The following is a 26,800-nucleotide window of genomic DNA, read 5'->3' on the forward strand; positions in this document are numbered from 1 at the left end:
TCTTACGCATAGTTGTGTAACACAAGATGCGCAAAGCATAGGCCCTAAATATGAGACAATACCACCCCACACAGACCGCCGACCGCGCATCCCTTCCAAATCATATTCACTATGTCAAAGAACAGGCAACACGGCGTCCAATCTCCTTGCCGGTTCGATCCGGCGAGGCGACCCAGCCCCGTGCTGCGGGGCGGGTTATATGCCTGAGGCCCTAGGGTGTCAAACCCTTTTGTTGCATTTTTTTTGCCCTCGTCAGACAAACCGAAGACAAGATATCAAAAGCCTAGGATTTATGGGCTTTTTCGGCAAAATCGCCATTCGGTCTAACAGCTTTAGGGCAGATCGGCACTGCGGAAACAGTGCCGCTTTTGTAGACAGTAGATGGCGACTCGCCGGGTTCTTTTCAAGACCGATTCCGGAACTCGCACCAAGCCTTCCCTTCCAGGTGGTCATATGTCGGAATTTCACGCCTTAAAGTCATTGTCCGGCGCGCAAATCTCTCCGGTGCATTCGAAGTGGGGCGTCTTTACTGCTAGATTGATCCGACAATCGCCATGAGGAGAGCCGCTGTGAGCAAGATCGACCGAATCGAGATTCATGAGTTCACCTTTGACGTCGAGAATCTCGGTCTCGAGAGCGAATCGGAGAAGGCCGTTTACAACATCGGCTACAAACCGGGCGGTAAAATTGAGCTCTCGAAGTATGCCGTGGTGATTCGCGCCGACGACGGGACACGCGGCGAGTACGTCACCCATTGGGTCGGCACCAAGGCGGCTTTGGCTCAAAGCCTGATGATGGCCCCAAACCTGATCGGCCGGGATCCGGAACAGCGCGAGGGCATCTTCGATGATCTCAAACGCGAGTTCCGGCAATACGACCACATGGGACACGGACCTCTGGACATTGCCCTTTGGGACCTCGCCGGCAAGAAATACGGAACCTCCGTCGCAAAACTGCTCGGGGGTTACCGCGAGCGCCTGCCCGCCTATGCCAGCACTTACCATGCCGACCGCCGTGGCGGTCTGGACAGCAAAGAAGCCTTCGTCGCTTTCGCCGAACAGTGCTTTGAGACCGGCTACCGGGCTTTCAAAATCCACGGCTGGCATGACGGTGACACGCGTGAAGAAGCCGACAACGTACGCTACATGGGGGAACGGATGGGCGACCGCATGACCCTGATGATCGACCCTGCCTGCGAGCTGCGCACCTTCGCGGATGCACTCTATGTCGGACATGCCTGCGACGACGCCGGCTTCTTCTGGCTGGAAGATCCTTTTCGCGATGCGGGCACCTCCGCCTTCGCGCACAAGAGACTTCGGGAGAAGATCAAAACACCGCTCTTACAGACCGAACATATCCGCGGTATAGAGCCCAAGGCCGACTTCCTGATCGCGGGGGGCACCGATTTCCTGCGCGCCGACCCGGAGTACGATATGGGCATTACCGGCTGCATGAAGATCGCCCACCTGGCGGAGGCCATGGGGGTCGACTGCGAGATCCACGCCTGTGGCCCCGCCCACCGGGCCTGTATGTCGGCGATGCGGAATTCGAATTTCTACGAAGTCGCCCTGGTCGGACCGGATTGCCCCAACGCCGTGCCGCCGGTCTACGCCTGCGGCTACAGCGACGAATTGGACGCGGTCGATGCCCAGGGCTGCATGCCCGTACCACAGGGCCCGGGCCTGGGTGTCGTTTACGACTGGGACTTCATTCAACACAGAAGAACCGCGCGGCATTGCTTCGAATAACCCGACCGGTGACAATCAACCGTCCGTTTGATCAGTAAAGATCACCCTACGACAAGCAGTTAGATCCCGCCAATTGAGCGCATGACTTGTGCCGCCAATCTGTCATGCCCCAACAATAACACAGGGCAAATAGAGAGCGTACGCGGGGAAAGAGCGCTAAGGCGTTGCTTTCAATCGCAATTAACCTTGAGCCTTCATCGAAAATTAATGTATATGGTTAACCTTACAACGGGGGCCGAAACTCGGATTCGGCTGTAGTTTTACGGAGAGTTCGAGTTTTGACGTTCCGCCAACCAACGAGCCCGTCTGTCCTGGGCAAAGCCACAAGTATTTTCAGCAACGGCACTTTTCAAACGAACGGCGCCTCGCAGTTCAACCGCAAGCTCCTCGCGAGCGGTATCGTCACTGCAGGTCTAGTGGGCGTTTTCACACTCGGTGTCGGCGCATGGACCATCGGCGGATGGGTTTTCGGATCAGGTTCAGCCGACACGCAAAGCACGGAAATTGCTTCGTCCGGTCAAACCGCTCCGAAAGCTGCCGGTGAACTGGTGGTGAAAGTCACCGGGGAAAACGCGGAAAACCCCGCATCCACCGCAAAGCCTGAAATCAGTCAGACGGCTGCGCTTGCCGAAGTGGCGGATACTGAGCGGAAACAGAACGTGGTGCAGAAACAGGACGCGGACCAAGAGCAGGACCGGGACCAGCTCAGCGATAATGTCATCGCCCGCGCATCGAACATCGCCTCGCAATATGCCGAAGCCCTGGTGGGAATTGGCAGCGGCGCGCACTCCATCGCAGCGACGCAGCGCCCGAGCGCGCCTTCCATGGCTGACAGCCCCGATACGCCGGCCCTGGAGCCCAAGACGGTGAAGGTCTCACGGGGCGATACTTTGATGGGTCTGATGGTCGGCGCCGGTGCAGGACGCTCCGATGCCCACGAAGCCATCACGGCATTGCGCGAGGTCTACAGCCCGCGCCGTTTGCGGCCCGGCCAGGAAATCGAGCTGACCTTCTCGACGATTTCAGCAATCGACGAGGAAGAAGCAAACGCGCAAGGCAGCGCCGACGACACCAACGCCGACAGCCTGCTGATGGGCCTTAGCCTGCAGAGCGCGGTCGATGAAATCGTTCAGGTGGCGCGCGCTGCCGCGAGCGACGATTTCGTCGCGGAAGCCATTGCCCGTCCGCTTGAACGTCAGGTTCTGCACGGCAGCGGCACCATCGAGAGCAGCCTCTTTGTCGCAGCCCGAAATGCCGGCATTCCCAACTCGGTCATGATCGGGCTGATGCGTGCCTTCAGCTATGACGTGGACTTTCAGCGTGAGATTCAGCCAGGCGACAAATTCGACCTGGTTTACGAGGCCTTCTACGACAACGAAGGCAAGATGGCGAAGACCGGAAACATTCTGGTCGCGTCGCTGTCCCTGTCCGGCACGCCACTCAATCTTTACAGCTTCACGCCATCGAGCGGATTTACGGACTTTTTCGATGAAAAGGGTCAGGCCGTCCGCAAGGCCCTGCTGCGGACTCCGGTGGACGGTGCGCGACTGTCCTCAGGTTTCGGAGTTCGCAAGCATCCGATCCTGGGTTACAACAAGATGCACAAAGGTCTGGATTTCGCGGCGCCCAGCGGCACGCCGATCTACGCTGCGGGTGACGGTGTCATCGAGCGGATCGGCCGGAACGGCGGTTACGGCAAGTACATCCGTATTCGTCATCACTCCGGCTACAAGACCGCCTATGCGCACATGAAGGGCTACGGCAAAGGCGTGAAGAAGGGCAAGCGCGTCAAACAGGGCCAGATCATCGGCTACGTCGGCACCACCGGCCGTTCGACCGGTCCGCATCTGCACTACGAGGTCCTGGTCAACAACAAGCAGGTCAACCCCCGCAAGATCAAGCTGCCGGCCGGTGAAAAGCTGAAAAAGCAGGACCTGAAAAACTTCCAGGCGCACCGCGCCGACATGGACCAGTTGCGTCAGGACATCATCGCGGGCAACGCCCAGATCGTTCAAGCCGCCCCGGCCAACTGCAACGCGCCGCAGTCGGTGGACGAGAGCGGCACCGCAACAGCCAGTGCCGCAAGCCCTAACGGCTGCTAATCGAGTCCTGCCGGTCAACGTGCGATACAGCTCAGCGTGCCGACTGTAGAGGCCTTGGCCGCCGGTTCTTGATCCGCGTGGTAGGGGCCAAACATGATCTGATTTCCGGCCAATCTGAACGTCAGATGAACGGCGCATTCACCAAGGGCTCAGCTCCAACTCCCTAACATCCCGATCACAGTCCTCGACGGGGATCGCGATGTTTTGGGAACGAGAACGATGAAGCGTATTAAAACACCTGTCCTTTGCCTTCTGCTGGGAGTCATTTTGGCACTTACCGCCCTGCTCGATGCGTCAGGCGCACGTGCTGATTCCTGGGCCGATTCCTGGGCCGATTCCTGGGGCGACGACGATGACCGGCCAGGCTACCGGCAGAGTGCGTGGCATCCTCACGAGACGCATCGCGGCAAAGAACACTTCCATAAACACAAACACGGCCATAAACATGCTCATAGGCACAAACACGGGCATGGCCATAAACACGGGCACGGGCCACACCACGGCCATTGGTCAGATGATACGGACTACGTCCAAGATAACTACGCGTACGACGAAGCAGACAGCCCCCCGCTTGATATCCGGCCGGAGACCGCGGCCGTCTGGCGCAATCCGCCAGAGCCTGTCAGGCCCGACCAGAGCGTCTCCATTCCATCTCAAGAATTCGGAGCAGGTCCCTGCCGGGAGTACACCGCCACGGCACGGATTGCGGGGCGCGAACAACAGATCTATGGCCGGGCCTGCCGCCAGCCGGATGGTGCCTGGAAGTTTGAGCCGGAATAACAGGCCTCCGGCTCAAACACCTCAGCTTGCGGGCGTTAAGCGGCTGCCACCAACTCGCCATTGATGGTCAGACCGCTTTCGTCCGTGGAGACATGGACCGTATCGCCCTCGGCAACCTTGCCCCCGAGGATCATTCCCGCAAGCGGGTTCTGCAGTTCGCGCTGGATCACGCGCTTCAGAGGACGCGCGCCGTAGACCGGGTCATAACCCTTATCGGCCAGCCAGGCCAGGGCCTGCCCGTCCAGATCCAGCGTGATCTTGCGCTCAATGAGCATCTTGTGCAGACGCGCAAGCTGGACTTCGACGATACCACTCATCTGATCGCGGGTCAGGCGGTGGAACAGCAGGGTTTCGTCCAAACGGTTCAGGAACTCAGGCCGGAAAGACGCCCGGACAACCTCCATCACCTGGTCGCGCACCTCATCGCTGTCATGGCCCTCGGACTGCGCCGCGAGAATCTCGCCACCCAGATTGGAGGTCATGATGATCAGCGTGTTCTTGAAGTCGACGGTCCGGCCCTGCCCATCGGTCAGACGACCGTCATCCAGGACCTGAAGCAGAACGTTGAAGACATCCGGGTGCGCTTTTTCAATCTCGTCGAGCAGCACGACCTGATAGGGCCGCCGACGCACGCCCTCGGTCAGGGCGCCGCCCTCTTCGTAACCGACATAGCCCGGCGGAGCGCCAATCATCCGCGCCACACTGTGCTTTTCCATGTACTCGGACATATCGATCCGCAACATGGCGGTCTCGTCATCGAACAGAAACTGCGCGAGTGCCTTGGTCAGCTCGGTCTTACCGACACCGGTCGGGCCAAGGAACAGGAAGGAGCCAATCGGACGATCCGGATCCTGCAGACCGGCCCGCGCCCGGCGGACCGCATTGGAAACCGCGGAGATCGCCTCATCCTGGCCAATCACCCGCGCGCCCAGCACGGATTCCATACGCAGAAGCTTGTCACGCTCACCTTCGAGCATCTTATCGACCGGAATACCGGTCCAGCGGGAGACCACGGCGGCAATATCGCTCTGCGTGACCTCTTCGTTCAGCATCTTGCGGCCCTCGGCGTTCCGCGACTCTTCCAGCTGCCGCTCGAGATCGGGAATCACGCCGTACATCAGCTCGCCGGCGCGCTGAAGCTGTCCCTGCCGCTGCGCAATCTCCAATTCGCCGCGCGCGTGATCCAACTGTTCCTTGAGCTTTTGCGCACCCGCAAGTTTGTTCTTTTCCGCGGTCCAGCGGGCGGTCAGTTCAGCCGACTGCTTCTCCAGATCGCCGATCTCGGTTTCGAGCTTCTTCAGCCGCTCCTTGGAGGCCTCGTCGCTTTCCTTGCCCAGGGCCGCTTCCTCAATCTTCAACTGAATGAGACGCCGGTCCAACTCATCGATCTCTTCGGGCTTGGAGTCGACCTCCATGCGCAGCCGGCTGCCGGCTTCATCGACCAGATCGATGGCCTTATCGGGAAGGAAACGGTCCGAAATATAGCGGTTCGAGAGCGTCGCCGCAGCGACGATGGCCGCGTCGGTCATCCGCACCCCATGGTGCAGTTCGTACTTTTCCTTCAAGCCGCGCAGGATGGATACGGTTTCTTCGACCGAGGGCTCGCTGACGACCACGGGCTGGAAGCGGCGCGCGAGCGCCGCGTCTTTTTCGATGTGCTTACGGTATTCATCCAGCGTGGTCGCGCCGACACAATGCAGTTCGCCGCGCGCCAGCGCGGGCTTGAGCATGTTGGAGGCATCCATGGCGCCATCGGCCTTACCCGCCCCGACAAGGGTATGCAATTCGTCGATGAAAACGACGATTTCACCACCGGCTTCGGCGATTTCGTGCAGCACCGCTTTCAAGCGCTCTTCAAACTCGCCGCGGAACTTGGCACCGGCGATCATGGCCCCGAGATCCAGAGACATGAGCTGCTTGTCTTTCAGGGTCTCGGGAACGTCGCCGTTGACGATGCGCTGAGCCAGCCCCTCGACAATCGCCGTTTTACCAACGCCGGGTTCACCAATGAGAACCGGGTTGTTTTTGGTCCGCCGGGAGAGCACCTGCACGGTTCGGCGGATCTCTTCGTCACGGCCGATGACCGGATCCAGCTTGCCTTCGCGGGCCGCTGCGGTCAGGTCCTGCGCATATTTCTTCAGCGCATCGTAGTTGTCTTCGGCCGAGGCCGACTCGGCCTTACGGCCCTTACGGATGTCGTTAATTGCCGTATTGAGTTTTTGCGGCGTCACGCCTGACTCTTTTAAAGCCTTGCCGCTCGCCGTTTCCTCCGACATAGCGAGCGCCAGCAGCAGACGCTCAACCGTGACGTAACTGTCGCCGGCCTTGTCAGCGACCTGCTGTGCCTGATCCATCAAGCGCGCAAATTCAGGTGTCAGATACATCTGACCTGAGCCGCTGCCCTCGACTTTCGGCATCTTGCCTAGATCGAGCTCAACCATCTCCAGACATCTGGCGGGGTCGCCGCCAGCGGAGGCGATCAGCTTCGCAACCGTACCTTCACGGTCATCCAACAGGGTTTTCAGCAGGTGTTCCGGGGTCAGACGCTGATGATTGCTGCGCAGCGCCAAGCCTTGCGCGGCCTCGATAAAGCCGCGGGCCCGGTCGGTAAACTTGTTCAAGTCCATATAAGGTGCCTCCCTCGTCCGTGCCCGGTCCATGCGGCCCACAGTCGACGATGCAAAGGGTTTCTCTGACCATGCCCGCAGGATAGCAGCACACGGTAACCACGACGTTGATCAACATCACCCGTCCCACAGCATATGGGACTGTTGCAGAAAAGACACAAGGTGTGAATCACACTATTTCACCCCAACGTCCCGTCTCAACCCTTGTCCCCGGCAGACATATCACAATTGGACCTTATCTCTTTGAATTGTTAGGGTTCCTACCTTCAGAAGGAAAATCCGGCATTTCAATGAGAATTCCAACAGATCGCTGTCCGCAGCAATGCCTGTAGCCGATCGAACGGGCTGGAAAGAGATGGCATCTCCACGCGGAATTTTTGTGAGAGAGCCGGCGTTTTGTGAGAGAAAAGACATACAAGGAGCGCCGTTCGATGGCGATCAAGATCACTGATATTGTCCGCTATCCGGTCAAGGGAATGTCCGGCGAACATCTCAACGATGTTGCCTTGACCACCGGCCTGGGTCTCCCCGACGACCGCCGCTTTGCGCTGTCCCACGGCTCTACAGCCTTTGATATCAAAGCACCGCAATGGATGCCGAAAGCCAACTTCCTGATGCTGGCGAAGAACGAGAAGCTGGCTCAATTGCAGACCAGCTTCGATTCGGACAGCGGTCAATTGACGATCGAGCGCGGCGGCAAGCAGGTGGTGGCCGGCAAGATCACCGAACCCATGGGCCGGACGATCGTTGCGCAGTTTTTCGCGGGCTTCCTGGGCGATCAGGCCCGCGGCGCACCGAAACTGATCGAAGCGCCGGGGCATATGTTCAGCGATGTGCGCGAAAAATGCGTCTCCATCATCAATATCGCCTCGATCAAAGATCTCGAGCGGGTCGCGCGCAGCGAGCTTGATCCGCTACGCTTTCGCGGCAATGTCATGATCGAGGGCGCGCAGCCCTGGCAGGAGTTTGACTGGGTCGGGCAGGAGATCGAGATCTCCGGCGTTCGCCTGAAGGTCCTGAGCAAGATCCGGCGCTGCCCCGCAACCAGTGTCAATCCCTCGACGGCAGAACGGGATATCAACGTCCCGCAGACGCTCCAGCGCGGCTTCGGTCACGTTCACATGGGCATTTACGCCGAGGTTCTGAACGACGGCAGGATATCGGTCGGCGACGGCCTCCAGCTATAGGGCAGATCAAGTAGAGATCGAACGCCTTCGGCAATCTGCCGGGCTTGTGAACCTGCACAACCGGTCAGACCCGGGCACGCCGCGGATCACTCGCCGCCCTCTGAACATCAAAAAAGGCTCCGTCGGGCCACCAATAGAGTGACATGACAGAGCCTTGAGAGCCTGCGCATCCGCGATCACGCGAACGCCGTAATTTTCGGGCCGTCAAGCGTTAGCGGCGTTCGGCCCCTCGGAGGTCGCGTCCTCGCCTTCCGCCGCGGGTGCGGCCTCAACCACGACCTTGCGAGGGCGTCCACGGCGCTTGGGAGCCGGGGCGGCTTCCGCAGCATCGGTCGGAGCGTCCGACGCGGGCGCAGTCTCGCCGGCGCTGTCTTCGGACGAGGCAGTGCTTTGCATTTCTTCGACGGGCCGCTTGCGTGGCCGGCCGCGGCGGCGCGGTGCGGGTGCCTCTTCAGCAGGACTGTCCAACGGTACAATCGCCGCCGGGATGCTGTCTTCAAGCGAAGGTGCCGACGCGTCCGGAGCCGGCGACGGCTCGTCCTGGCGTGAAGCCATTTGCCTCGGCGCAGCTTGATCCGGCCGTCCAGAGGAGTCAGACGACTCAGCGGATCTGGACCTGTTCCGGTCACCATAGCGGCCACCCCGGGACCTGCGTTGCCCCTCACGCCCGTCAAGCGGGAGCTCATTTTGTGAAGCACGCTCCGCCCCTGCCGCTCCGTTACTGGGCGCGATGTCCGGCTGCGGCTCGAGTCCCGGCACTTCGGCATCGTCCCGTGCGGGTCCACGGCTGCGACGATCCTGATGATTGCGTCCCGACCGGTCATGCCGCTCTTGACGATCCTGATGACTGCGCCCGGATTGATTGCCGTGCGGCAGAGCCTGATTGCCTTCGACATCGGCGGTTGGCTGCTGTGCCGTGCTCGACTGGGTGCCGTGCGCCCGCTGCGATCCGGGCGATTCAGGGTCAGTGCTGTCGTTCACGATGCGATAGTAGTGCTCGGCATGCTGATAGTAGGCTTCCGCAGCAATCCTGTCGCTGGCCGAAGTCGCATCCCGCGCCAGCCCGATATACTTCTCGTAGACCTGACTCGCGTTGCCGCGAATTCGGCCATCGGGACCGTTGCTGTCATATGTACCAGAGCGACTCTGGCCACCACCGTGCTGTTTGCGGTTGTTCGTACGACCGCGCGGTCGCCGACCGCCATTAGAATTTTGCTGTCTCATCGTTCACTTACTTAAGAACGGAATAAATGCCGCTCGCATCACTGTCTTCGCTTCGAAAGCTCAGTCTAGCGAGATTGAACCACGCACACTTTTCAGGATCGTGGGGCGCCCTTAGGACGCGAGAGCAATTGCTCGGCGAATTCAAACTAGCGGTCCGACTCACCATTTCCAACTACTTTTTTACCTTGACTGCAAAACAACAGCGCTCAACACCCGAAAGATCGCGTTTCCGCCAGGGAGAATTCAATCCGGCGGCCAGAAGCATCTCCTCGACGCTGTTTGCCTGCCCCCGCCCCACTTCAAGCGCCAGCAGCCCGTGTGCAGGAAGCAAGTCCGCGGCACCGGGGATGAGAATCCTATAATCACGCAAACCATCGACGCCGGCGATCAGGGCTGCGGGCGGGTCGTAATCCGACACTTCGGGTTCAAGGAGCGCCGCTTCACCCTCTGTGATATAGGGCGGGTTGCTCAAAACGATATCCCATGCGCCGGTCAGGCCCTTTGTCCAATCGTGGCAGGCAAAGTCGGCACGCCCCGAGAGCTCCAGATTGCCGGCATTGTCTCTTGCCACCGCCAAAGCTTCTTCGGAGATATCCACGCCGAGCCCGCAGGCCGCGGGCAGCTCTGAGAGAAGCGCCAGGAGCAAGCAACCCGTCCCGGTTCCCAAATCCAGTATTCTCAGCGGCTTGGACGTATCCTGGACCCATTCCAGAATTCCCTCAATGAGGGTCTCGCTGTCGGGACGCGGGTCAAGTGTATCGGGCGAAACTCTGAAGGGGAGACTCCAGAATTCCCGCACTCCGACGACGCGCGATACCGGCTCGCGTTTCGCTCGGCGGCCAATTGCAGCCTGAAAGCGGCTCAGTTCACTGCCGCTCAGGACTTGCTCGGGTTCTCGAAGCAACGCCGAGGCTCCTCCAGGCAGAATCGTCGAGAGCAAAAGGCGGGCATCCCGCCGTGCCCCCTCGATCCCGGCGGCGGTGAGCCGGGCCGTGGCCACCCGCAGAGCCGAAGCCGCGGTCACGTGCTTTGACAGGTCCCAAGACGCCGTCAGAGGCTCCCCGGCTTCTTCAGTCCTGGAAATCATTGAATCTCCGCGAGTTTTGCCGCCTGGTCTTCGGCAATAAGAGGAGAGATCAGCTCGCCAAGCGCCTCACCGGTGATGACCTTGTCCAACTTGTAAAGCGTCAGATTGATCCGGTGATCCGTCACCCGTCCCTGCGGAAAGTTGTAAGTGCGAATCCGCTCGGACCGGTCGCCGCTGCCGACCTGACTGCGCCGGTTTTCCGCCAGTTCGTCCTCTTGCTGCTGACGCATGTGGTCGTAGAGGCGCGCCCGCAGGACCTTCATGGCCTTGGCTTTGTTCTTGTGCTGGGATTTTTCGTCCTGGCACTGAACCACCACGCCCGAGGGCAAATGGGTGATGCGAACAGCGGAGTCGGTGGTGTTCACATGCTGACCGCCGGCGCCCTGGGAACGATAGGTGTCAATGCGAAGGTCCTTCTCCTCCACATGCACATCGACATCTTCCGCTTCGGGCAAGACGGCGACTGTCGCCGCCGAAGTGTGAATCCGACCGCCCGACTCCGTGACGGGCACCCGTTGGACGCGATGCACGCCCGATTCGAACTTGAGTTCCGCGAAGACCCCGCGCCCGGCGATCGATGCGCTGGCCTCCTTGAGACCGCCGATACCGGTCTCGGACATGTCCAGAACTTCAAACCGCCAGCCATGGGAGTCCGCGAACCGCTGGTACATGCGGAAGAGTTCGGCTGCAAAAAGCGCCGCCTCATCGCCGCCGGTCCCGGCCCGGACCTCCAGGATCGCATTGCGCTCGTCATCTCTGTCTTTAGGCAGCAGAAGGACCTGGACGTCATGTTGCAGTTTCGGAATCCGCTCCTTGAGCTCATAGAACTCCTGCTCAGCCAGCGCCTTCATCTCCGCGTCGGAGTCCGAATCCGTCATCATTTCGGCCAGATCGGCCAACTCAGTCTGCGCCTGCCGGAGTTCCGCAATCGCCTCGACCACCGGCGTTATCTCGGAAAACTCCTTCAGCATCGCCGTATAATCGCTGGAGCCGGGATCGTGATGGGTGGCCAAGACATCGCGCAGTTCATCATGGCGCGCCGAAACGGCATCCAGTTTTTGGTCCAGGTTCACGCCCAACTACTCCTTCACACTCTCGCCGCCGCATCCGGATGCATCCTTGGGATGGCCGGCAGCGTCTTCATCTTTTTTTATCTCACCCGGCACCAGGTCAGCACACTCGCCCAACCCGAAAAGGTGGCTCGCCGCCCTCACCAGGGCGTCATGGTCCGGACCTTGGGTAACCTCCGCCGCATTCTCACGCAACGCCTTCGAAGGCTCATGCAGCAGCCTGTTGATCAACAGGCGGGTCGCAGCATCGGCGTCCAGCTTTCCTTCGCTCAAAACCTGGTCGCGCACGGCTTCGAAGTGACGCCGGAGCTGAGCGACACTGGGTGCAGCCGCCCGCTCCGCCCATTTGCGCTCGAAACGCAAAAGCTCTTCGCCCAGAATTTTCCAGGCCGCCATGGTCGCTGTCTCGCGCGAGACCTTACCGGCCAGCGCCAGACTCTCCAGATCGTCGAGATCGTAGACGTAAACGCCATCCATCTCTCCGACCGCAGGCGCGACGTCACCAGGAACCGACGCATCAACCAGGAACATCGGCTTTTTCCGCCGTTTCCGGAGCGCCGCATCGATCATGGCCGGCTCCAGGCTGTAGCGCCCGCCGCCGGCAGCGGTGATCACGACATCCGCCGCCTCCAATGCCCGATCCAGCTCCTGCCAGGGGCGGGTATGGCACCCAAAGCGATGGGATGCAATCTCGGCGCGCCGGTCCGAACTGTGCAGCACCGTCAGTTCCGACAAACCGGCAGCCTGAAATTCAATGGCCAGCAGCTCACCCATCTCGCCGAGCCCCACCAGCAGTCCCGCGCAGCGCGAGAGGTCACCATGCAGGTCGCGGGCGGTCTGGAGCGCCGACGCAATGAGAGACACAGGCTGCTGCGCGACAGGTGTCTCGCTGCGGACCCGCTTGGCGGTTCCGAAGGCTGCCTGCATCACCGCCTCGAGCAAGGGGCCCGACATATTCTGCTCGAGGGCTTGCCGATGGCTGGCCTTGACCTGACCGAGGATCTGCGGTTCGCCGATCACCTGACTGTCAAGCGACGAGGTCACCGCAAAGACATGACGTAAAGCCGCCCGTCCCCGGTGAAAGTAGCCTTCTTCATCCAAGACCCGCGGATCCTCACCGATCCGGCGCGCCATGACCAGGCGCAGGCGGGCTTCTATTCCCTGAAGCGGCGCCTGCGCGCTTGAGGCCTCATCGGCGTCCTGCACCGCAAGGATATCGAGCCGCTCGCAGGTCGAGATCACAAGGGCTTGCGAAACACCGGCCTCGCTCAACTCCTTCAGGATTTGCGATTGATCGGCCTCTTCAGCGAAAAGACGGTCGCGCAGCGTCATGGACGCTGTCCGCTGGCTTACGCCAATCACGACAAGACGGTCGGAAGAACTTTGGTCCGGGCCGACCACAATCGGTCCGCTATCGGAAGCGGACGAGGTACTCTACAACCGCGTCAAGGGATACGAGCTCTTGTTCGCCCGTGTCCAGATCCCGGATTGTAGCGGATTGCTTCGCCAATTCGTCCTCACCCAACAGCACGGCGGCGCGGGCACCCAGTTTGTTCGCCCGCTTCATCCGCTTGCCGACATTACCACTGAATCCAAGCTCAATGCCATATCCTGCGTGCCGAAGCTTGTGCGCAAGCGGCTGGGCCACAGCTTCCGAGGCCTGGCCGACCGGAATGACGGCGATCGGCCTCGGGGCCGGGATTTCCTTGTCCATCAGCATGGAAAGCCGCTCGATCCCCGCCGCCCATCCGACACCCGTTGTCGCGGGACCGCCCATGGTCTCGACCAAACCGTCATAACGGCCACCGGCCAGAACCGCGCTCTGCGCGCCCAGCATATCGGTCGTAAACTCAAAGGCAGTGTGGCAGTAGTAATCCAGGCCGCGGACCAGGCGCGGATTCAGATTATAAGCGATCCCCAGGGCTTCCAGGCCTTCCTTGACGGTCGCAAAGAACTCCCCGCTCTCGGCATTCAGGTAATCGCCAAAGACCGGGGCCCCGGCAACAATCTTACGGTCGCCCTCGTTCTTGGAGTCGAGGATCCGCAGAGGATTGCGTTCAAGCCGGTCCCGGCTGTCGCCTGACAGGTCATCTCTGTGATCCGAAAAGTACTCCACCAGGGCCGCGCGGTAGGCGGTCCGGCTGTCGCTGTCACCCAGAGTGTTGAGTTCCAACGACGTATTTTCGTAGACGCCGAGCCCGGTCAGGATATGTGCTCCCAGGGCGATCAGTTCGATATCGCCCTGGGCTTTCGGAACCCCGAGCAACTCAGCCCCGAACTGGTGAAACTGACGCTGTCGGCCCTTCTGGGGGCGTTCATGCCGGAACATGGGGCCGGCGTAGAAGAATTTCAGGGGAAGTTGCTGGCTCAGGCCCCCGGACATCAGGGCTCGCGCGACCCCGGCCGTATTCTCTGGCCGCAGGGTGATTTGCTCCCCTTCCTTCATGGAGAAGGTATACATTTCCTTGGTGACGATGTCCGAGGTGTCGCCAAGCGTGCGCTTGAAGACCTCGGTAAACTCGAAGATCGGCGTGGCCATCTCCAGGTACCCATAGCGTTCGGCGATCTCGCGCGCCGTCTCGATCACGGCCCGTTGGCGCCGCATCTCCTCAGGCAGTATATCGCGCGTGCCGCGAACAGGTTGCAGGGCTGACACTTTAACTTCTCCGGAATTCTCTGAATTGCATGTATCTTCTGGGCGGTCGCTTTTTTAGACAAACCGCACGCTATTCGGCAGCGGCGTTCCGTTCGGCCTCGGCAGTCGTCTCCGCCTCGATCTGGGCCGCCTTGGCCTCGACCAGTTCAACCAGATGGTCGACGATATCCTGATTTTTCAGCCGATGGTCCGGCAGGCCCGCGATGTAGACCTGATGGGTGTCGTTGCCGCCGCCGGTAAAGCCGATATCCGTTTCCCGCGCCTCTCCGGGACCATTGACCACACAGCCGATCACGGACACCGTCATCGGCGTCGTGATGTGGGCCAGGCGCTTTTCCAGAACCTCGACCGTTTTAATCACGTCGAACTGCTGCCGGGCACAGGACGGGCAGGAAATCACATTGACGCCTCTGTGCCGCAGGTTGAGGGATTTCAGGATATCGAACCCGACCTTAACCTCTTCAACGGGATCCGCGGAAAGCGAGACCCGAACCGTATCTCCGATACCCGCCCAGAGCAGAGCGCCCAGGCCGATCGAGGATTTGATGGTCCCGATGCGCAGTCCGCCGGCCTCCGTCACACCGATATGAAGCGGATAGTCGCAAGCATCGGCCAGCCCCTGATAAGCGGCGACGGCCAGGAAGACATCCGAGGCCTTGCAGGAGATCTTGAACTCGAAAAAGTCGTTATCTTCAAGAATACGGATGTGATTGAGGGCCGATTCGACCATCGCCTCGGGGCAGGGTTCGCCATGCTTTTCCAGCAGTTCGCGCTCCAGAGAGCCGGCGTTGACCCCGATCCGCATGGAGCAACCGTGGTCCTTCGCAGCCTTCACCACCTCCCGGACCCGCTCGCTGCTGCCGATGTTGCCCGGATTGATCCGAAGGCAGGCAGCGCCGGCCTCGGCGGCTTCGATGGCGCGTTTGTAGTGGAAATGGATATCGGCGACGATCGGAACCGAGACCTGCGGAATGATTTTGCCAAGCGCCTCGGTCGACTCCTCATCCGGGCAGGAAATCCGGACGATATCCGCACCTGCCGCCTCCATCTCCCGAACCTGCGCAACCGTCGCCGCAACATCGGTCGTCAGGGTATTGGTCATGGACTGCACCGTGATAGGCGCGTCCCCGCCCACCTTGACATCGCCAACAGAGATCTGACGTGACTTGCGGCGGTAGATATCGCGATAGGGCCGAACACTCATGATTTCGCTCTTATGCCTGGTCCTGAAGTCTGACCGTTTCCCTCAAGAGCAAACCCGCTGACCTCTGCGGATGCTCACGGCAACAGGCGCAGGCCCCGGACGTCTGACCGCCCAAAGCCTCCGGCCTGTCGATGACCGTCTCAACTCTTGGCGTACAAAAACCTGCCACATGGCCTGCGGCTGTTTTCAAGGCGGAAAATGCGCTCTTTGCACCCAAACTTCAAGGGCGCAGGGAGCGCGGCACAAGATCGCTTGTTGAATAGCGGGTGCTACTGCTGCGTGGCGCCGGCCAGGAGAACCTGGGGATCAAGCGCGAGATCCCGTCGGACCGAGCCTACGGGTCCCAATGGGGCCATCAGCGTGCCGTCGACAAGAACCTCGATGCCACCGGCATTTCCGGTCAAAAGGGTCAGCCCCTCCTCGTTCGGAACCCGGTAGACGTCACCTTCCCGCAGAACCCGGGTGAGCAGCAGTTCGTCGGAACGATCCCTGACCTGGACCCAGGCATCTTGCGTCGCACGTAGGATAATGCGCGCATCGGCATTGTCCTCGCCGTAAACCTGCGGCTGCGTTGCATCGGGAACCGACACGGTCTGGGTCGGAATGGGTGCAGCGGGCGCCGCGGGAATCTCGGTCTCGCTCGAGCTCAGGCTTGTGACCGTTTCAGACGAAATGACCGTCGTACCAGTCTGCGGCACCGTGCTCCCAGCCGCGGTAGCCGGCTGACTTTGGGCCTGGGTCTGGGCGGGGGCCTGGGCCTGGGTCTGGGCGGGGGCCGCAGGCACAGCGGCGATGCTCGCCGTGGTTTGCGTACTGGAGGGTTCGGAAGTGGTCGCCGCAGGCGCAGGCGTGGCCGCCGGCGCGGCGGTCTGGCTGGTCTGAGATGGCTCGGGGCTCGGTGCGGGTGCCGAAGGCTGTGCCGTGGCAACCGCCGCGACGGCGCTCTCCGCAGCAGCCGGAGCGCCGCCCGTCCCGGATTCGGCTGCGCTTTCCCCCGACGCGTTCTCCTCGGATTTGTTCTCCGCCACCGGGGCCTCGGCAGGCGTGTTCTCGACAGTGGCTATGGCGCTTTCGGGCTCTGCAGACTCATCCTGAAACAGAGCCTGCAAGCGATCCGGCAGGGCGGGGATGAAGTCCACCAACCTTGAGTCGCGGCTGGAAAGCCCGTACCAGCCGCCATAGGCCAGCGCGCCCATGATCAGCGCGACCAGCAGGATCGCGCCGCCGGGCACCTTGCCCTCAGGGACTGGAGACGGAAACACCAGCTGTGTTTGATCGTCGAGGCCATCGACGTCCTCTCGGAATCTCTGGACAATTTCTTCTTCGTCGAGATCGAGATATTCGGCATAAGTCTTAATGAAACCAAGCGCGTACGTCGATCCGGGCAGGGCATCGTAACGGCCCTGCTCAATCGCCTCGAGGTAGACATAGCGGATGCGCAATGCCTGGGCGACCGTCTTGAGGTCCTGGCCCGTTTGCTTGCGGTGACGTCGAAGGAGCGAAGAAACCGGTTCAGGGGCGGCAAGGCTCGTCTCGCCGGCGTTCAGAATGGGTTCTTGATTGTCTTTTTTAGGCTTCACAACAGGATTCACGCCATGATGTTAGTGACATGGAAAAGCTAAGCATCACAGAAAACTAAATCATCTTGGTTAACAATGGGTTTTTATTTTCAGTGTCAAAACCTCTGATGCAGTTTTCGGAAATTTGTGCGGATGTCCCATTTGAGCCGCGTTTATCCGTCTTTGTGTCCGGAATTTACCACAAAACCTGCCGCAAAACGCGAAAATTTGCAAAGCGGGCACTCAAGGGCCTGCGCTCGGGACAGGTCTGGATCGAGAAGTCGTCACCTTGGCATTTGTTGAGGCCGTGTTGCATGGCTTCTTGAGGTGGAGATCGATCTCCTGCCTAGAGATCAACCCTCTGCTCTTCGGCGTAGCTTTTCAGGTGACTCCGCAAGCTGTGGTCCGGCAGTTCCAGCCACGACGGCAGCAGATCGCGTAAAGGATCAAGCTTCAAACTGCGGACCATCGTTTTTATGGGGGCGATACTCGGTGCGGGCATGGACAGACTCTCGAATCCGCAACCGAGCAGGGCCATGGCCTCCAGCGGGTGCGAAGCCATGTCGCCGCAGAGCGAGAGGCTTACATCCTTTTCCTGTGCCTGATTGGCAACGCTGTGAAGGAGCTTCAGGAAACCCGGCGCAAGCACGTCATAGCGCCGTGCAAGCCGCGGATTCCCGCGGTCGGCGGCAAAGTGGAATTGAAAGAGGTCGTTACTGCCCACGGACAGGAAGTCGACTTTTTCCAGGAGCGCCGGCAGTTGCCAGACCAGCGACGGAACCTCCAGCATCAGCCCGACTTTCACCACCGTCGGCAGCTTCTCGTCTTTCTTCGCGGCCCGTTCGATTTCGCGCTCCAGCAAGGCCCGGGCATCGTCGAACTCGGCAACATCGCTGATCATGGGAAACATGATCCGCAATTCGCGCCCTTCGGACGCCCTCAGCAAGGCCCGGATCTGCTGCCGCAGAACCGCCGGACGGTCCAGACCGATTCGAATGGCCCGCCAGCCCATGGCCGGGTTCTCGTCCACCTCACCTTGCCAGTAAGGCAACACCTTGTCCCCGCCGACATCCAGCGTGCGGAAGACGACCGGCTTTCCCTCCGCCTGTTCCACGATCCGGCTGTAGAGCTCAGTCTGTGCCGTCACACCCGGAAAGGTATCGCGCACCATGAAGGGAATTTCCGTGCGATAAAGCCCGATCCCATCGGCGCCGCTGTCGTGGAGGTGCGGAATATCGATCAGAAGCCCGGCATTGATATTCAGGGAAACCCGCTGTCCGTCGGCGGTGACGGGCGGCAGGTCGCGTGTCGCCGCAAACATCTCCTGACGGCGGTCCCGCTCCGCGATCATGCTGGAGAAGCTCTCCTGAACCTCCTCGTTGGGCCGCAAGAGAACCTGTTCGTTGTCGGCGTCGACAACAACCTGATCACCAAAGCGCACTGAAGTGACGATATCCCGGCAACGCCCGATCACAGGAATGTTCAGGGCGCGTGCCATGATCACGACGTGAGCCGTCGGCGAGCCCTCCTCCAGCACCACAGCCCGCAAACGCTCGGCATCGTAGTCCAGAAGCTCCGCAGGCCCCAGGTTCCGTGCTATCAGGACCATATCTTCGGGCAGATCCTGCGTGTCCGTACCCTCGGGATCCAGGAGATGATGCAGCAGCCTGTTGCCGAGGTCTTCCAGATCGGAAAGGCGCTCTTTAAGGTAAGGGTCCTTGACCTTTGCCATGCGGGCGCGGGTTGCCACCTGAATCTTCTCAACGGCCGCTTCGGCCGTGAGGCCGCTGAGAATGGCTTCATCGATCCGGCCGATCCAGCCTCTATCCTCGGCGAACATGCGATAGACCTCGAGCACTTCCCGGTGCTCACCCAGCTCCGCGATGTCAGCGCGCGCCAGAAGGCCGTCAATTGCCCCGCGCATCTCGGCAACAGCCGTGATCAGGCGCCCACGTTCAACCTCGGGGTCATCGGCAATCACCTGAGAGATCACAATACCGCGTGTATGCGGAACGGCCTGCCCGGTCGCCAGCCCTTCGTTGAGCATCAAACCGTCCAGGCGCATCGGCCTGCCGCCGCCGGTACCAGCTGTTTCATCTTCCAGCAGGGCGATTTCACCGCCTGCAAAGAGCTCGGCCAGAAGCATGGCGACTGTCTCGAGCGCTTCGACTTCTTCGTCTGTGTAATTCCTGGAAGTTACATTCTGCACAGCCAGAACGCCGAGCACACGGCCGGCACGCAGGATCGGCACGCCAAGCAGCGACTGATAGATTTCTTCGCCTGTCTCGGGCCGATAAGCGAAATTCGGATGTTTCTGCGCATCGGACAAGGCCAAGGGCAAAGCCAGCGCAGCCACCTGTCCGACAATACCCTCTTCAACATGCAAGCGTGTCTGATGCACAGCTTCAGGCTTCAGACCCATGGTCGCGAAGAGTTCAAGCACATCGCCCGGGCGCAGGACATAGATGGAGCAGACCTCCGCCACGATATCCTGAGCGATCAGCTTGACGATATTATCGAGTTTGGCCTGGCTACTGCCGCGCTCCTTCATCAAATCCCGCAGCAGGCGCAGCAAGCGCCGCGATCCGGCCCACTCATGGGCCCGGCCATCGTGGGCTTTAATGTCCAGGGACTTTGGATCCGGTGTTTTGGTCAGGCGCTGCGGGCCCGGCGGCAACCGCTCCTCGACAGGCACAGGCGCGCCGGCAGGCGGCTTATCGCCCAGCGGTTCGGGAGTCGTAGAATCGCGCAAGGATGCCGATTTTCCCGCATCTTTCTGTGTCTTCGGATTGTGAGGCGGTGCATTCATGATGCGATGATCTTACACGAGATCGCGACAAAATGTGTTGCGTTTTATGCAGCATCAAGGCCGTAGGCTGTGTGAAGGCTGCGCAGAGCCAGCTCGGCGTACTCCTCCGCCAGCAGGACACTGACCTTGATCTCCGATGTGGAAATAACCTGCAGGTTGATGCCCTTGTCCGCCAATGTGGTGAACATTTTCTTGGCCACACCGGCGTGACTGCGCATTCCGACGCCGATCACCGAAACCTTGACGACGTTGGGATCGGAGGTCAAGGCGTCGTACTTCAGCTCATCCCGGAGCTCTTCCAGCACCGAAACGGCCCGATCCATATCGGTTTTCGTCACAGTGAAGGTCATATCGGTCGAGTTACCATCCGCGGAATAGCTCTGAACGATCATATCCACGTTAATCGAGGCGTCCGCCAGAGGTCCGAAAATCCCTGCGGCGATACCCGGGCGGTCGGGAACCCGGATCAGAGTGATCTTGGCCTCATCCCGGCTATAGGCGATTCCACTTACAAGTGCGTCTTCCACGATTTCATCCTCGTCAACAACCAGCGTGCCTTCGGCGTCGTTGAAACTCGAGCGCACCTGCACGCGCACCGAATGTTTCATGGCCATCTCAACCGAGCGCGTCTGTAGGACCTTTGCGCCCTGCGACGCCATCTCAAGCATCTCTTCGTAGGTTATTTTGTCCAGTTTGCGGGCTTTGGTAACGATGCGCGGGTCCGTCGTATAAACCCCATCGACATCGGTATAGATATCGCAGCGATCGGCCTTCAGCGCGGCGGCCAGCGCAACGGCGGAGGTGTCAGACCCGCCACGGCCAAGAGTTGAGATGCGGCCATCCGGGCCGATCCCCTGGAACCCGGCAAAAACCGCGACCTGGCCTTCGCCGAAGCGCCGGATCAGATCCTCCACCTCGATTTCGCGGATACGCGCGCTGCCGTGGCTGCCGTCGGTTCTGATCGGCGCCTGCCAGCCCAGCCAGGAACGGGCATTCACGCCGATCGACTGCAGGACGATGGCCAGCAGTCCGCTGGTCACCTGTTCACCGGAAGAGACAACGACGTCGTACTCCCGCAAATCAGCCAGTTTACCGGCAGAATCCACGTAGCCGATCAGTTGATTGGTGACACCGGACATGGCGGACACAACAACGGCGACCTCGTGGCCGGCATCCACCTCAGCCTTGACCCGTTGGGCGACGTGGCGGATGCGATCCAGATCAGCCACCGAAGTACCACCGAATTTCATCACGATTCGGGACATAACGACCTTGAAATAAAAAGAGAACGATCAGGTTGCCCGCAGTGCGGCGGCTATCCATACTCTTTACGAGGGGCTGGTGGCAAGTAAACCGCCCGGGCCCGGCTGTAATATTATCGGAACCAGGATATGACCAAGCTGCAGGACCACACGAGCGTCGACCCGCAGGAGATCGAGAAATTCTCAGCCATCGCCGCGGAATGGTGGGATCCGTCAGGTAAATTCAAACCCCTGCACCAGCTCAATCCAACCCGTCTGGGCTACATTCGCGATCTTGCCGCCCGGCACTTCGGGAAAGATCCTTTGTCGGACCAGCCTCTTGCCGGTCTCAGTATACTGGATATCGGCTGCGGCGGCGGCCTGCTGAGCGAGCCGCTCTGCCGGCTGGGCGCAGACGTAACCGCGATCGATGCAGCCGAAAAGAATATCAAAACCGCGAGCACCCATGCCGCCGAGAACGGCCTCCAAATCAACTACCGTCACACCTCCGCCGAAGATCTTGCTGCGGAAAAGCAGAGTTTCGATGTGGTCCTGAACATGGAGGTCATTGAGCATGTGGCTGACGTGACGTCTTTTTCCAAAGCCGCCTGTGCTCTGGTGAAAGAGGGCGGCGCGATGGTCGCCTCGACCCTTAACCGCACACCAAAATCCTATCTCATGGCCATTTTGGGGGCGGAGTACGTCCTGCGCTGGCTGCCGCGCGGGACCCATGACTGGCAAAAGTTCCTTCGCCCGTCGGAGCTGGCGGGCCTATTGCGCGCCCAGGGACTGGATATCGGTGATATGAGCGGTGTTGTTTACAACCCGGTCAACGGCCGCTGGCGTCTCTCCCGGCGGGATCTGGATGTGAACTATATGCTGTTCGCGACCAAGCCTTAGGTCTCTCTCTGGCGTGGCACGGGCGGCAGGTGCCGCGATTGAGCGCCAGAACTCAGGCTTCTTCAGGAGTCGTGACGGGGAACCCAAGGGACCCGGGCGAACTCAACCCCTTCTTCTTCCAGGGCTTTGGCGTCTTCATCGCTGGACTCGCCATAGATGCCGCGGGGCTCTCGCTCACCGTAGTGAATTTTGCGCGCTTCCTCGGCAAAGTCATCTCCCACGTAGTCGCACTCGCGCTCGACATTTTCGCGCAACTCGGTGAGTGCGCGCATAACCTCCGTCACCTTTTCCAGATCGGCGTTTGTGGTCACCGATCCCTGGGCCTGCAGGGAATTCGCGGGCGATGCCGCGGGTGCGATGACTTCCCCCATCTGCGCGGAGCTCTGGTCGGACTCAGCCTGCGCAGGCTCCTTATTCTGACGGCGCGTTGCGACGTTTGGCGCCATGAGAGCTTTTTCGACCCGGCTGGACCCGCAGACGGGACAACGCACAACGCCCGCTTCGACCTGTTCGTGGTAGGCGGCGCTGTCTTTAAACCATGCCTCGAAGACATGTTCTTTTTTACATCTCAGATCAAAAACTATCATTCCGCCAAATCCATCCGATCGAAGGCACTCAGATCCCTGGGCAGGTCAAAAAATGCTATCTCCAAGGCACTCAATCAATGATAAGACTCGCGATACACCATAGGATCAAGAAAAATGACACCTGAAACGCCCGCACCGCCCCCAAAATCCGAGTTAACGGGCAGCAATCCCTCGGAATGGGTCCGGCGTTTCGCGTGTCACGTTCCATCAGGCGGCCGCGTCCTGGACCTGGCCTGCGGCGGGGGCCGCCACAGCCGTCTATTCCTGGGGTTGGGACATCCCGTGCAGGCGGCCGATCGGGACCTGAGCCGCCTCGTTGATTTGCGGGAAAATGCGACACCGCCGGGCCGCTTCGAGACCCTTGAGTGCGATCTGGAAGGCGGCGGTCCCTTCCCATTCACGCCAGGCAGTTTCGCAGGCGTCGTCGTCACAAACTATCTTTACCGCCCAATACTGCCCCAGATCGTGGAATCCATCGCGCCGGGCGGCGTACTGATTTATGAGACTTTCGCTCGAGGTAACGAGCAGTTCGGGCGCCCCTCGAACCCGGATTTCCTGCTGGAACCGGGCGAACTGCTGGAGGCTGTCGCGGGACGACTGCGTGTCCTGGCTTACGAAGATCTCATCGTGGATAAGCCGAAACCGGCAGCAATCCAGCGTATCTGCGCCCAGCGGGAGGAAGGGTTTAGACCTCGGCCCCCTCAGTCCGGGGGTGCGTAGTCCCTCACGTTGGTCAGGGAAGGCACCATCGAGCGGGCTTTACCGACGGCCGCGGGGTCGATTTTCGCCATCACTACTCCGGGCTCCTCGCCTCCTTCTGCCAGCACCTCTCCCCAGGGCGATACGATCAGCGAATGGCCGTAGGTTTCCCGCCCGCCGGCATGTGTCCCGCACTGGGCCGGTGCGAAGATGTAGCAGCCGGTCTCGATCGCGCGCGCCTTCAGCAGCGTGTGCCAGTGGGCGGCACCGGTCAGTCGGGTAAAGGCGGACGGCACGGTGATAAATGACGCTCCCGCTTCCGCGAGAACCCGGTATAGCGGAGGAAAGCGAAGGTCGTAGCAGATCGTCAGTCCAAGCCGCCCCCACGGCAGATCGGTCACAACCGCCTTTTCGCCGGCCCGATAAGTCGCAGATTCCCGGTAGGTCTGGCCATCGGGAATCTCCACGTCGAACATGTGGATCTTGTCGTAGCGCGCCTTGACGTTGCCATCAGGACCGAACAGGAAGGAGCGGTTGGCAATCTTGTTGTCGCCCAAACCGATCCCGAAAGAACCGGCAAGCAGCCAGACCTGCAGCTCGGCGGCCAGCGCGCGAAAGAGGGGGATACCGGGGTGGCTCTCCTCCGGAAGTGACTTCTCCAGGGCGGCCGCGCGCCGTGACTCCAGGAGCGACGTCACCTCGGGGGTCATGATCAGGTCTGCACCTGCGCCATGCGCCTCACGAATCAGCGCCTCGGCGGCTTTGAGGCTCGGCGCATGATCAGGCCCGGTGTTCGTCTGGATGCAGGCCGCGGTAAAGGGCGCCCCGCTATTGGGCGTTGCGCTCAAGAGGCTTTCATCAAAAGCGGATCAAGACTGCCTTGCTGTTCAAGGGCATATAGGTCGTCGCAGCCGCCAATATGCCGGCCATCGATGAAGATCTGCGGCACACTTGTGCGGCCGCCCGCGCGCTGGATCATCTCAGGACGCCGCCTGGGCTGCAGCATGATATCGATTTCATCGTACTTCGCGCCCTTCGCTTCGAGCAGGCGTTTCGCCCGCGCGCAAAAACCGCACAGCATGCTTGAATAGACTTCGATCGCAGGTGACTGTTGTTCCGACATCGTACTCTCTAAATCTCAGTTACGCCCGTGGCGCGCAGCTTTTTCACTGCTTTAGCGAAAAAACCGCAAAGTAAAACAAAGTGTTAGGAGCGGACCACTCTCATAGGGGAGCGAACGCACTCCAGACACAGAATCTTATATAACCCTGGAGATTTGGGGTCGTCACCGCCAATTTACAGCTGCGAATGCTCAAATCACCTTAATTTTACCGCTTCCGGTCGCCCAGCGGCGCCTCAGCTGCGCAGAACCCGGGCGAGCGTCAAAACATCGACCGCCCCGGCGCCGTTCTTCCGCAACGAAGCGACACAGGCCGCGACCGTTGCGCCGCTTGTGTAGACATCGTCGATCAAGAGCACTCTGCGGTCCCGGATTTCCGGCACCATCGATCCTGGGACACGAAACGCGCCAGCCACGTTGTCGCGGCGTGCGGCGCGGCTGAGATGCCCTTGCGGCCGTGTCGCGCGCCGCCGTTCGAGAATCCGCGGATGAAAGGGTTTGTGACAGCGCTCAGCGAGCTTTTGCGCCAGCAGCGCAGACTGATTGTAGCGGCGCGTGAACAATCGCACCCAGTGCAGTGGGACAGGGACGATAAGATCCGCGTCATCGAGAAGCTCCGCGCCGGCGAGCGCCATCCAGCCCGCGAGGTTCAGAACCGTCTCTGTCCGATCAGCATGCTTGAACGCAAGGATCAAACTCCGGCTGGCATCATCGTAGGCCAGAGCCGATCTCGCCCGATCGAAGGCTTTGGGGCTCTGCAGGCAGTCGCCGCAGAGGGGAGCATTGCCGGTGGGATCCCGAGAGCTCGCAGTCCCAGACATACCAGCCTCGGCCCCGTCGAATTCAAAAGGGAAACCGCAACTCCGGCACCAGGGTGGGGCGAGAAAACGCAGATCCTTCCAACAATCGGCGCAGAGCGTGCCGTTGCGCTCCACCACCACGCGGCACTTGGCGCAGGTGGGCGGTAAAACGGCGTCCAGCACGCGGCGCCCGATCTCCACAACAGATTGCATGAATAGAAACATGCCCCGTGCAACCATGGGAAATCAATCGCTCAGTTCTTGCGGGCCGCGCCTGACGGCTGCGGCTTTTTTTTTTGGAAACTTCAATTGGGGCAGTGGCCGTTTGCCAAGACCCCGGAACTTTGATATCGCCCGAAACAGGCATAAGTAACGCTACTCAAGTAGAACAATCGGCCAGAGACAACGGATGTCGTCATGAGCGATGCAATGAACGTGTTCGACCGGTCACTGGTGCGCCGGCACCGGGATCGCGCCGCGGAGCGGATCGGCGACTTCAGCTTTCTCTTCGACGCCGTTGCCCAAAGCATGGCGGACCGGCTGCTGGATATCGCCCGGACCTTTCCAACCTGCCTGGACCTGGGCTCTCGCGGCAACGAACTGGCAGACATACTCGCGGAAAAGGCCGATACCGGCTTACTGGTGCGCAGCGACTTCTCCCCCGCGATGGCCGAGGCGGCGCAGCGGGGGCGTTCACCCCGTACAGTCGTTGCCGCGGATGAGGAACACCTGCCTTTTGCCGCGGCAAGCTTTGAGCTTGTGACCTCAAACCTCAATCTGCACTGGACCAATGATCTGCCCGGAGCACTGATCCAGATCCGGCAGGTTCTCAAGCCGGACGGTCTCTTTCTGGGCACAATGCTGGGCGGCGAGACCCTGCACGAGCTCAGAAACGCCTGGCTGCAGGCCGAGATCGAGCAGGAAGGCGGCGCCAGTCCGCGTCTCTCGCCCCTGGCGGACCTGCGCGACGCGGGGGCCCTGCTGCAACGCACTGGTTTTGCCCTGCCTGTCGCCGACGCGGACCGGATCACCGTGAGTTACCCGAATGCCCTGAAGCTGATGCAGGATCTGCGCGGCATGGGCGAGACCAATGCCATCCACGACCGGCGCCGGACGCTCACGCGGCGCGCCACACTCTTTCGCGCCGCAGAAATCTATCAGGAAGAGTATGGGGATTCCGAAGGCCGCATAGCGGCGACCTTCGATGTTCTGACGCTGACCGGCTGGGCCCCCGACGCTTCGCAGCAGCAGCCGCTGCGTCCGGGCAGTGCCCGCAGCAGGCTGGCCGACGCGCTGGGCGTGCCCGAACGGGGCACGGATGACAGCACCGGTTTACCGATCAGCAGCCGGGACAAACCGGACTGAACCCTGCGGTTATTATTTGAGAATCCGTTGCGCAA

The 26,800-nt window shown here is 60.6% G+C and carries 21 protein-coding genes; 7 read left to right on the top strand and 14 right to left on the bottom strand.

Annotation, left to right across the window (positions count from 1 at the left end; translation table 11 throughout):
• The first annotated feature begins 569 nt into the window (after positions 1-569).
• From FKG95_RS24670 to FKG95_RS24680, 3 genes are all read left to right on the top strand, one after another.
• A complete protein-coding gene (locus FKG95_RS24670) occupies positions 570-1,748 on the top strand; it encodes an enolase C-terminal domain-like protein (protein ID WP_218940359.1) in 1,179 nt (392 codons plus the stop codon).
• A 278-nt stretch (positions 1,749-2,026) separates the two neighbouring features.
• Positions 2,027-3,850, top strand: a complete 1,824-nt coding sequence (locus FKG95_RS24675; protein ID WP_246116887.1) for a M23 family metallopeptidase — start codon at positions 2,027-2,029, stop codon at positions 3,848-3,850.
• Positions 3,851-4,069: 219 nt separating this feature from the next.
• Positions 4,070-4,630 (top strand): hypothetical protein, encoded by a 561-nt coding sequence (locus tag FKG95_RS24680; RefSeq protein WP_142899119.1) that lies wholly within the window; start codon positions 4,070-4,072, stop codon positions 4,628-4,630.
• A 35-nt stretch (positions 4,631-4,665) separates the two neighbouring features.
• Here FKG95_RS24680 and clpB read toward each other — a convergent pair whose 3' ends face one another.
• Positions 4,666-7,257, bottom strand: a complete 2,592-nt coding sequence (gene clpB / locus FKG95_RS24685) for an ATP-dependent chaperone ClpB (protein WP_142899120.1) — start codon at positions 7,255-7,257, stop codon at positions 4,666-4,668.
• A 431-nt stretch (positions 7,258-7,688) separates the two neighbouring features.
• Here clpB and FKG95_RS24690 point away from each other — a divergent pair, with 431 nt between their 5' ends.
• Complete coding sequence (locus FKG95_RS24690) at positions 7,689-8,444, top strand: MOSC domain-containing protein (protein ID WP_142899121.1); 756 nt, start codon at positions 7,689-7,691, stop codon at positions 8,442-8,444.
• A gap of 204 nt (positions 8,445-8,648) precedes the next feature.
• On the opposite strand, the gene FKG95_RS30395 is transcribed toward FKG95_RS24690, so the two are convergent.
• The 9 genes from FKG95_RS30395 to FKG95_RS24735 all read right to left on the bottom strand — a co-directional run bounded on the left by FKG95_RS30395 (position 8,649) and on the right by FKG95_RS24735 (position 21,318).
• Positions 8,649-9,668, bottom strand: coding sequence for a DUF4167 domain-containing protein (locus FKG95_RS30395; RefSeq protein ID WP_142899122.1), 1,020 nt, complete (start codon positions 9,666-9,668; stop codon positions 8,649-8,651).
• Positions 9,669-9,840: 172 nt separating this feature from the next.
• Entirely contained in the window at positions 9,841-10,755 is a 915-nt protein-coding gene (prmC, locus tag FKG95_RS24700) for a peptide chain release factor N(5)-glutamine methyltransferase (protein ID WP_142899123.1), read from the bottom strand.
• Complete coding sequence (gene prfA / locus FKG95_RS24705; protein ID WP_142899124.1) at positions 10,752-11,828, bottom strand: peptide chain release factor 1; 1,077 nt, start codon at positions 11,826-11,828, stop codon at positions 10,752-10,754. The genes prmC and prfA overlap by 4 nt, the downstream gene beginning before the upstream one ends.
• 6 nt (positions 11,829-11,834) lie before the next feature.
• The gene (hemA, locus tag FKG95_RS24710; protein ID WP_342779272.1) at positions 11,835-13,226 is read right to left on the bottom strand and encodes a glutamyl-tRNA reductase; all 1,392 of its coding nucleotides are present in this window, start codon (positions 13,224-13,226) and stop codon (positions 11,835-11,837) included.
• A gap of 10 nt (positions 13,227-13,236) precedes the next feature.
• A complete protein-coding gene (gene hisS, locus FKG95_RS24715) occupies positions 13,237-14,481 on the bottom strand; it encodes a histidine--tRNA ligase (protein WP_142899126.1) in 1,245 nt (414 codons plus the stop codon).
• Positions 14,482-14,551: 70 nt separating this feature from the next.
• Positions 14,552-15,685 carry a flavodoxin-dependent (E)-4-hydroxy-3-methylbut-2-enyl-diphosphate synthase gene (gene ispG / locus FKG95_RS24720; RefSeq protein WP_142899127.1) on the bottom strand — a complete coding sequence of 378 codons (1,134 nt, stop codon included), beginning with the start codon at positions 15,683-15,685 and terminating at the stop codon, positions 14,552-14,554.
• A gap of 269 nt (positions 15,686-15,954) precedes the next feature.
• On the bottom strand, positions 15,955-17,265 hold the full coding sequence (locus FKG95_RS24725) for a helix-turn-helix domain-containing protein (protein ID WP_179954270.1): 1,311 nt from the start codon (positions 17,263-17,265) through the stop codon (positions 15,955-15,957).
• Between the two features lie 325 nt (positions 17,266-17,590).
• Positions 17,591-20,053, bottom strand: coding sequence for a phosphoenolpyruvate--protein phosphotransferase (gene ptsP, locus FKG95_RS24730; RefSeq protein ID WP_246116888.1), 2,463 nt, complete (start codon positions 20,051-20,053; stop codon positions 17,591-17,593).
• A 44-nt stretch (positions 20,054-20,097) separates the two neighbouring features.
• The gene (locus FKG95_RS24735) at positions 20,098-21,318 is read right to left on the bottom strand and encodes an aspartate kinase (protein WP_142899129.1); all 1,221 of its coding nucleotides are present in this window, start codon (positions 21,316-21,318) and stop codon (positions 20,098-20,100) included.
• Between the two features lie 126 nt (positions 21,319-21,444).
• Here FKG95_RS24735 and ubiG point away from each other — a divergent pair, with 126 nt between their 5' ends.
• The gene (gene ubiG, locus FKG95_RS24740; RefSeq protein WP_142899130.1) at positions 21,445-22,194 is read left to right on the top strand and encodes a bifunctional 2-polyprenyl-6-hydroxyphenol methylase/3-demethylubiquinol 3-O-methyltransferase UbiG; all 750 of its coding nucleotides are present in this window, start codon (positions 21,445-21,447) and stop codon (positions 22,192-22,194) included.
• 62 nt (positions 22,195-22,256) lie between these two features.
• Here ubiG and FKG95_RS24745 read toward each other — a convergent pair whose 3' ends face one another.
• Entirely contained in the window at positions 22,257-22,781 is a 525-nt protein-coding gene (locus FKG95_RS24745) for a DUF1178 family protein (protein ID WP_142899131.1), read from the bottom strand.
• A gap of 114 nt (positions 22,782-22,895) precedes the next feature.
• Between FKG95_RS24745 and FKG95_RS24750 the strand changes: the two genes are divergently transcribed.
• On the top strand, positions 22,896-23,501 hold the full coding sequence (locus FKG95_RS24750) for a class I SAM-dependent methyltransferase (RefSeq protein ID WP_142899132.1): 606 nt from the start codon (positions 22,896-22,898) through the stop codon (positions 23,499-23,501).
• Here the strand turns inward: FKG95_RS24750 and FKG95_RS24755 are convergent.
• The 3 genes from FKG95_RS24755 to FKG95_RS24765 form a co-directional block, all read right to left on the bottom strand.
• A complete protein-coding gene (locus FKG95_RS24755; RefSeq protein WP_142899133.1) occupies positions 23,483-24,328 on the bottom strand; it encodes a carbon-nitrogen hydrolase family protein in 846 nt (281 codons plus the stop codon). The two genes, FKG95_RS24750 and FKG95_RS24755, sit on opposite strands and share 19 nt — an antisense overlap.
• Positions 24,325-24,603, bottom strand: coding sequence for a glutaredoxin 3 (grxC, locus tag FKG95_RS24760; protein ID WP_142899134.1), 279 nt, complete (start codon positions 24,601-24,603; stop codon positions 24,325-24,327). Before grxC ends, FKG95_RS24755 begins: the two co-directional genes overlap by 4 nt.
• 233 nt (positions 24,604-24,836) lie before the next feature.
• Positions 24,837-25,613: a ComF family protein gene (locus tag FKG95_RS24765; RefSeq protein WP_142899135.1), complete on the bottom strand. Its 777-nt coding sequence runs from the start codon at positions 25,611-25,613 to the stop codon at positions 24,837-24,839.
• Between the two features lie 204 nt (positions 25,614-25,817).
• Here FKG95_RS24765 and FKG95_RS24770 point away from each other — a divergent pair, with 204 nt between their 5' ends.
• Positions 25,818-26,765, top strand: coding sequence for a methyltransferase domain-containing protein (locus FKG95_RS24770; protein WP_142899136.1), 948 nt, complete (start codon positions 25,818-25,820; stop codon positions 26,763-26,765).
• The last annotated feature ends 35 nt before the right edge of the window (positions 26,766-26,800 follow it).

Source organism: Denitrobaculum tricleocarpae (genome assembly GCF_007004665.1).
In the GTDB taxonomy this organism is placed as follows: Bacteria; Pseudomonadota; Alphaproteobacteria; order Kiloniellales; family Kiloniellaceae; genus Denitrobaculum; species Denitrobaculum tricleocarpae.